A 6,833-nucleotide genomic window follows, 5' to 3' on the forward strand; every position below is an offset into this window, starting at 1 on the left:
CTGGACTTTTGATTTAATCCTTAGCCTAGGTTCTATGCGCGAGTTCCAATAGTGCCGTGATAAACACGGCGCATTCGGATTATTCTGTCTTGGTCGATGTCGTTTCGCTTCGCGGGTTAGGGGGAGATGGTATTTTTTTCGCTCTCATTTTTATTATTAAATAGCCTCCAGAAATTACGATTGCGATTAATCCAATTGATAAGAAGGGCCTGGTTGCAAACCAGGCTATGGCTGTCACAACAATCCATATTCCCAATCCACATATGAACGAGATAAATCCTGTACCAAATCCAACTATTCTGCCAAGGAATGGAAGCACATCTGAGAGGACAACTAAAGGATTAAGGATTAAGGAAAATCCTCCAATTAACATAAACAAACTAACCAAACGTAAAATCCATGCCATCATTTTATTTTTTGATTGAGCTTGTTCTATCATTTGATCTGCAGATTGTTGCCCTGTCGACAATAGAAATACTGACTCACCTGCTGGTGCAAGATATGCCTGCAAGGTATTTCCGGTTTGTTGACCTATAATACTGACTATTTGAGGATAAGCCGCAGTAAGGTTAATTCTGATGTCTCCTGGCCGCGGATTTTGGGGCTCCTGGCCTAGATATAACTCATTGTTAGTCAGATGTATTGGTTTGTTATATTGAGACTTCAATGTTTCCTTATTGACCTTGGATAAATCAACAGGTTCGCTGACATTGATTTGGCGAATCAATTCGTCAGGAAGAGTAAATTCGCCTAAAGTAACTGTTTTGGCATATTGCAGCAAAGAGTGTATGGGCATAGTGTCTGGATTTTGATGCCCGTCTGGATTTTTAAAATTACTGCTGTTAATTAAATTGGCAGACCAAATTTTATCGTAACTATAGGTTTTTATCTGTTTTTCTGAACCACCCATTTGTGATTCGGTTTTTGTTTCAACTTTTTCTTCCCATTGATACATTTCTACCTTTCTATTTAGACTTATAGCATTTATCGTGATACCCAGGGTCGAATCTTCCAATTGATCATTTGTTGTTGCCTGACCGCTTAAATACACTACCTTAAAATTATTTTCTTTATTGATAGGGGAATTGGGAACTGAAATAAGTATTTTATGAGTTTGCTCCAATGATTGGGCTGTATGTAAACTATGGCGTTCATTCCAGAAAATGAGGACAATAGCCCCAATAATCAAACCTATTCCAATAAAAATACCTATAAACGCATCCTTGATTCGACTCCACCAGGAACGAGTAGTAATTTCTTCAGTCATGTTGGTTAGCTCCTTGAACGCACACATCCTGATCATTATTTACTAAAAGAATAGTGTTTATTTTAATGAATTGATAATAATAAACACAAAAACCTTATATTTTGTTTCATATGTCTCCAAAAAAGGTAATTGAGTTTATTTTGAGTCAATAGGTAATGTATACTTCAAGGTCACTATCAATATTAAGTTAAATTAATTTATTCGCTATGCCTTCCCTTAGCTCTTTTCTAAATGAACACGCAACTCTTTATGAGAAAGAGGATGCTATGTATGAGTTATTTAACCGTATTCAAATTAGAGTTAGTGAGATACTTATTTTTGGGCCATGCAATAGTAAAGCTGCTCAAAATGCAAGTAATGTTTATTATGCTAACCAACAAAAGCAGCAGCATTTTCGTCTATCGCCTTACACTGCTGATGAATGTAAAGCACTGCCTGCAGTAATTGCGAATACCCTCTGCCCACGCGCAGAGAATAAACAAAAATTACTATCAGCTCAGGAGCATTTTGAACAATTTTTTACAAATGGCTATGTATATGGGACAGGCACTTGTGAGGTATTTTCTATTATAGGTGCCTATATCTTGGCAACTGAATTTGATTTTGAGCTCTCTATCGAAACGATTTATTCACATCAAAGTCATACTTACATTAGATTACATACTGAGCCTGAGTGCATTTTTGATTTTTGGGCGATAATGATGTGTCGATATAATGATACAGTGTCCTGGAATGAGTTTTTTGGTGAACAATTTATCCGTAATACAGAGGCTGTTTATAAAACGGATCTTATTTTAACTTCCCAACAATTGATAGAAATGGGGCAACGAGTCATTATTCCTCATAATAAGGCCTTACGAACAATTATTCACACTTCTGTCTTAGAACGAGTGGAGAACGTATTGAAGCAAGTGGATAACCTGGTGGAGCAAGAGCCTTTAGCTGATGACACTATTTTAGTATTTCAAGGCTAGTATTATTGACTTTTCTAATTGTTCTTCATTCATTTTGTTCATTTAATGAATTATCTTGAATTTAAAATAGACAGCCATTAACATGTTCATGTTTTACCCATTTGAATGCAAGCATTGGTTTTTTCTGCTTCATTCTTATCTAAATTAGTTTCTATTTAAGGCAGTTATTATGAATAAATTACTCTCAATTTCAGCTTTGACAATTTTGATTACCTCGTGTGCGGCTATCCCTGTCGATCCACAAGCTGCCCGTATTGTCGTTTCGCCTGATCCTGCACCGAAAGGATGCAAGTATCTGGGGCAGGTTGTTGGCAATCAAGGGAACTTTTTTACTGGAGAATATACTTCCAATCGCAACCTTGAAGAAGGGGCAATGAATGATCTTAGAAATAAAGCCAATCAATTAGGTGCTAATTATGTTCGGCTAATTACTAATCGTGCAGGAGTAACCGGCTCTATGGGAGGCTCCTTCAATCAGCAGGGAGGATATATGAGCGGCAGCTCTGCTCAAACTAATGTGACTAATCTGGGAAATGCATACCGTTGCCCAGCAAAATCAATAGGCCTCGAAGCAACTGTTCAATAACCTGAGTCATTTTCCTTTTTTGAATTACCGCGAGCACGTTGCGGTAATTCTCCACCATAGTTTTTTGGCAACATTATTGAAATGTTGGTTTTGATTAGGCAATATTCTGATAGATTTGACAAATCAGTTAGGGGATTTGGGGGAAATAACTCAAATTTATCAAAAAAATTAGAAATCACTTGACAGTTTTGAGTTGGGTCTTTAAACTGCGAGGCTTATTGGGGCTATAGCTCAGCTGGGAGAGCGCTTGCATGGCATGCAAGAGGTCGGCGGTTCGATCCCGCCTAGCTCCACCATCAACATGTTTGCATGTTGATGGAGAAAACGTTCAAGGTCCCCATCGTCTAGAGGCCTAGGACACTGCCCTTTCACGGCGGTAACAGGGGTTCGAATCCCCTTGGGGACGCCATTATTTGGTGTTAAGAAGAAGTAGTAGTAAAGAAGTAACAATAAGTTCCAGGTCCCCATCGTCTAGAGGCCTAGGACACTGCCCTTTCACGGCGGTAACAGGGGTTCGAATCCCCTTGGGGACGCCATTATTTGGTGTTAAGAAGAAGTAGTAGTAAAGTTTTTTTGAGAATATATTCCCATCAGGTATTAAATTTTCTGAGTATGAGCGGGATCTTTTAGTTAACTTAAATAAATTGTTAGAAAAATTACGAACAAATAACGGCTTTATGAATGATTCCAGCTTGTTAGGTGAGTGTCGAATTATTCCCAAAAAATTAATATTAAAGCCAAATGAATTTAATAACGGGCATGCGCATTTCTCTGATCCTGTTAGAGCATTCAAAACACTTAAAGAACAAAATAGTATAACTCCTGAATTTAGAATTATCGGTGATTTTCCTGTCGATACTCATATTATTTCAGCACTTTGGATAAATATGATAGGACATAAATTTGACGCGTGCCTTGATGAATCATCCTATGGTTCGAGATTGCGTAGAGTTAGAAATGAAAAAGTATTAGATAAAAATGCACCTAAATCATTTCACATCACTGCAATAGGTTCTTTTGAGCCATATTTTCAACCATATCAGAAATGGAGAAAAAATGGGTTACAAGCGATACGATGGGAGCTTGAAAAAGAACATAAAGTTATTGCAGTCTCGTTAGACTTAAAAAACTATTACCATTCTATTGATCCAACTTTTTTTGCTTCTAGTGATTTTCAAACAGCAATAGGTCTAAACAATGAATCTCATAATTTAGAGTTAATTAATGACTTTACAAATCAACTAAGTGAGTTATTAAAGCATTGGTCAAGTAATGCCGGTGAATTTATTAAAGTTTTTTTAGGTGAAAGTGATATTAATCATATCAATGGTGGTTTAGCCATAGGTCTTACTGCATCACGTATTATATCAAATGTGTTATTGCATTCTTGGGATAAATTAGTATTGGAAAAAATAACACCCATTTATTATGGCAGATATATAGATGATATGTTTCTCGTCTTACGAGATCCCGGAACTATTAACAATACACATGAATTAATGGAGTATTTCCAAGAGCGTATAGGGGAGAAACGGTTAATTTATGATGATGAAATTTGGCGAATTTTATCAGGTTACCCAAATATATATACAAAAGATCTATCTTGGGAATCTACTTTGGAGCGCACTGCGTGCCAAATCTGTTGGACAGTAATAAATACCCTCATAACAATAATGAAAATTTAAACGAAGTTTCCGAAATTTCGGATTGCTCATTGCTCGCATTAAAATTTACAGTCGAGAATTCAGCTTTAAAAATTTTTTAACTTTAAATTATCCCGAAGGAAAGAATTTTCCAAGGGCGCAATATACATTGCTTTGCAATGTTTAATAATTAGCCCTTTTATTCTTGCAACATCATGTTTAAGTTATTCATTTAAGTTGCATGTTAAGGTTGGGATTAACCATCCGAAAATTCCGGAAAGTTCGTTTCGAAAACCCTAAGTGAGTTCCAAAATGGAACATACTTGAAGTTATGATTTGGCACACAGTGAGTGCCAAATTGGATTTTGATTTGAATAATCGAAATTGCGGATTTATTGGGATTAATATTTAATATAGTTATCCATCTTGGCTAGGTAATTCATTTAAAATAGCACGCTCTCGCTCAAGTTCATTTCGAAGTTCTTCCTCTGTAGGTAAATAAGGTAAATACTTAGAAGCAAAGAGTTGTTTGCTTTCTGTTAACACAGAGTATTTAGCAACAGCCTCACTTTTCTCGCTACATAAAATTAAACCGATGGTCGGGTTGTCGTCAGAGTCTTTGCGATGTTGATCATAAATTCTTACATAGGTATCCATTTGCCCAACATCTTGATGAGTCAGTTTACCTATTTTTAAGTCAATAAGGAGGAAACATTTAAGTTTATAGTTGTAAAATACTAAATCGATGTAAAAATCTTGATCTTCTGTAGCGATGCGTTGCTGACGTGCTACAAATGCAAAGCCTTTGCCAAGTTCAAGTAAAAACTGTTGCAGGTTATTAATAAGTGCCTGTTCTAGGTTACTCTCCAATGTTGAAGCGTAGGGTAAATTCAAAAACTCTAAAATGTAAGGATCGCGCAAATAATCTTTTGGTGCGTTTTTTAATTCATCGGTACGTGCTTTCGCTTCATCAATTACAGGCTGCTTTTCTTTACTAGATAATAATCGCTCGTAATACAGTTTATCTATCTGTCGTTCTAATGCTCTGGTACTCCAAAACTGTTCTATCGCTTCTTTCATATACCATTCACGAGCTGTTTTATTTTCTACACTTAATAGAGCGCGATAATGTGTCCAGCTTAATTCGGACCGCACTGCGGTCCAAATTGGATATGCTAAGTAAAAGGTTCGCATTCTTCTCAAATTGCGTTCGTTAAAACCTTTACCAAATTCAGATTGTAATTGTTTAGAAAGGTGTTTTAATTGATATTCTCCATAAGCCGCATGTTTTGCGCCTTGTTGCTCATGCTCAATAATTAGACGGCCAACATTCCAATAGGTTTGCACCATCGCATGATTAACTGTCTTCTGGAGCTGGTCTCGTGCTTGGTTTAGTATAGAACGAATCGCTGTAAGTAATTCGGGCAGTTCAGGCATACTCATTTCAAAAACTCCGTTTTTGTAGGTTGGATGGCAATAATATCAGCTGATTTTACTACACCCATACATTTTAAAATATAATCAGTAATAAGCTGCATCGGCTTTCGTAGTCGTTCGGCATCAACAATGATATATCCAGCGGTTACGTCATTACTCATCTTATGGTTCATTAAACGTTTTAAAGCGTAGGCGGGGATATCGAGGCTTTCTGCTATGGTGATAAAAGTTCGTCTCAAATCATGCACGGTGAAATGCACCCCTGAGCTTTTTATTACATGCGCCATGGTTTTGCGTGGTTCAATAATGTGACCTGCTGCACCAGAGCCTGGGAAAATATAATCGCTAATTGCATTTTCTTTTCTGGCTATCAGTAAATCATAAAGAAAGTCTGAAAGGGGTAGGGTATGGGATTCATTGTTTTTGGTTTTGTTGATAGTAAATGTCTTGGCCTTTAAGTCGAGATCAGACCACTTTATGGTCGCAGCTTCTTGTCTGCGTAGGCCAGTTAATAAGATTAATAGCAGATAGTCACGTAATGTTTCATTTTGACATTCCTGCAAACCTGAATACCATGCGGCTAGCTCATGCGATTTAATATAAGTCTTACGTCTTTCAATGCGATACCACGCGCGAGTTTGTGACAGACGTTTTACAGGGTTATCAATAAAGAGAGAGTGACCACTGCTGTCTTCATATTGGCCTGCTGCAAAATTGAATAAAGCTCTTAGGATTCGCATGGCTAGATTAGCATAGGCTTCTCCATGTTCATTGCCGAGCTTTTCGTGGTATTTAGCAATGCGATCTCTGGTTATTGATAACATTGGCTTGCTTTTCCAGCCCGTGAAGGCTTTGTCTAATATGTGGTTGTGATTATCTATAGTTCTTGGCTTTAAATTCTTTCTAGTTTTCAGGTAGTCTTTAAA

6 protein-coding genes and 3 tRNA genes are annotated in these 6,833 nt (G+C 37.0%); 6 read left to right on the forward strand and 3 right to left on the reverse strand.

The genetic code is table 11. The features are described from left to right. Window positions 1–79 precede the first annotated feature (79 nt). Complete coding sequence (locus Q0495_RS15535; RefSeq protein WP_298627908.1) at window positions 80–1,267, reverse strand: TMEM43 family protein; 1,188 nt, start codon at window positions 1,265–1,267, stop codon at window positions 80–82. Between the two features lie 266 nt (window positions 1,268–1,533). Between Q0495_RS15535 and Q0495_RS15540 the strand changes: the two genes are divergently transcribed. From Q0495_RS15540 to Q0495_RS15565, 6 genes are all read left to right on the forward strand, one after another. Beyond that, window positions 1,534–2,241: a hypothetical protein gene (locus tag Q0495_RS15540; RefSeq protein ID WP_298627910.1), complete on the forward strand. Its 708-nt coding sequence runs from the start codon at window positions 1,534–1,536 to the stop codon at window positions 2,239–2,241. Between the two features lie 169 nt (window positions 2,242–2,410). Beyond that, window positions 2,411–2,827 carry a DUF4156 domain-containing protein gene (locus Q0495_RS15545; protein WP_298627912.1) on the forward strand — a complete coding sequence of 139 codons (417 nt, stop codon included), beginning with the start codon at window positions 2,411–2,413 and terminating at the stop codon, window positions 2,825–2,827. A gap of 220 nt (window positions 2,828–3,047) precedes the next feature. After that, window positions 3,048–3,123: transfer RNA gene (locus Q0495_RS15550), tRNA-Ala, on the forward strand. A 37-nt stretch (window positions 3,124–3,160) separates the two neighbouring features. Next, window positions 3,161–3,236, forward strand: a tRNA-Glu gene (locus Q0495_RS15555). Window positions 3,237–3,287: 51 nt separating this feature from the next. Next, window positions 3,288–3,363, forward strand: a tRNA-Glu gene (locus tag Q0495_RS15560). Between the two features lie 141 nt (window positions 3,364–3,504). Next, a complete protein-coding gene (locus Q0495_RS15565) occupies window positions 3,505–4,512 on the forward strand; it encodes an RNA-directed DNA polymerase (RefSeq protein ID WP_298627914.1) in 1,008 nt (335 codons plus the stop codon). A gap of 375 nt (window positions 4,513–4,887) precedes the next feature. Here Q0495_RS15565 and Q0495_RS15570 read toward each other — a convergent pair whose 3' ends face one another. Both Q0495_RS15570 and Q0495_RS15575 read right to left on the reverse strand, forming a co-directional pair. Then, window positions 4,888–5,913: a PDDEXK nuclease domain-containing protein gene (locus Q0495_RS15570; protein ID WP_298627915.1), complete on the reverse strand. Its 1,026-nt coding sequence runs from the start codon at window positions 5,911–5,913 to the stop codon at window positions 4,888–4,890. Next, window positions 5,910–6,833 (reverse strand): site-specific integrase (locus Q0495_RS15575; protein ID WP_298627917.1); only part of this gene is annotated, 924 nt, incomplete at its 5' end. The genes Q0495_RS15575 and Q0495_RS15570, both read right to left, overlap by 4 nt.

Origin of the sequence: uncultured Legionella sp. (assembly GCF_937871865.1) — a bacterium.
Classification (GTDB): Bacteria; Pseudomonadota; Gammaproteobacteria; order Legionellales; family Legionellaceae; genus Legionella.

What these genes read in the sequence shown, in the direction of transcription:
- Q0495_RS15535 (WP_298627908.1), bottom strand. Translation starts at nt 1,267, where the DNA reads ATGACTGAAGAAATTACTACTCGTTCCTGGTGGAGTCGAATCAAGGAT.
- Q0495_RS15540 (WP_298627910.1), top strand. Translation starts at nt 1,534, where the DNA reads ATGTATGAGTTATTTAACCGTATTCAAATTAGAGTTAGTGAGATACTT.
- Q0495_RS15545 (WP_298627912.1), top strand. Translation starts at nt 2,411, where the DNA reads ATGAATAAATTACTCTCAATTTCAGCTTTGACAATTTTGATTACCTCG.
- Q0495_RS15565 (WP_298627914.1), top strand. Translation starts at nt 3,505, where the DNA reads ATGAATGATTCCAGCTTGTTAGGTGAGTGTCGAATTATTCCCAAAAAA.
- Q0495_RS15570 (WP_298627915.1), bottom strand. Translation starts at nt 5,913, where the DNA reads ATGAGTATGCCTGAACTGCCCGAATTACTTACAGCGATTCGTTCTATA.